Origin of the sequence: Pseudoalteromonas sp. RB2-MNA-CIBAN-0110, assembly GCF_040309305.1 — a bacterium.
Classification (GTDB): Bacteria; Pseudomonadota; Gammaproteobacteria; order Enterobacterales; family Alteromonadaceae; genus Pseudoalteromonas; species Pseudoalteromonas arctica.
The window spans coordinates 1-283 of record NZ_JBEOOQ010000142.1 but is presented as its reverse complement, the minus strand read 5'-3'; the positions used below and the strand labels follow the sequence as shown (position 1 = coordinate 283).

General features: G+C 32.2%; 1 protein-coding gene. It reads left to right on the top strand.

The window, feature by feature from the left end; genetic code table 11:
- Window positions 1-197 (top strand): F0F1 ATP synthase subunit A (locus AAEY68_RS20895; RefSeq protein WP_350586805.1); only part of this gene is annotated, 197 nt, incomplete at its 5' end.
- Window positions 198-283 lie beyond the last annotated feature (86 nt).

Genomic DNA, 283 nt, shown 5'->3' with positions numbered 1-283 from the left:
CGTTAGCACTACGTTTATTTGGTAACTTGTATGCAGGTGAATTGATTTTCATCTTGATTGGCGCAATTGGTTTTATGCAGTTACCACTGCACTTTGTATGGGCAGTATTCCATATCTTAGTTATTACACTGCAAGCATTCTTATTTATGATGCTGACCATTGTTTACCTAAGCATGGCAAGTTCAGATAATCACTAATTTATAATCTTTACCTTTAATATTTAACTTTAATTACAATTGAAACTTTGGAGAAAAAAATGGAACTAGTATTAGGTCTTAAGTAC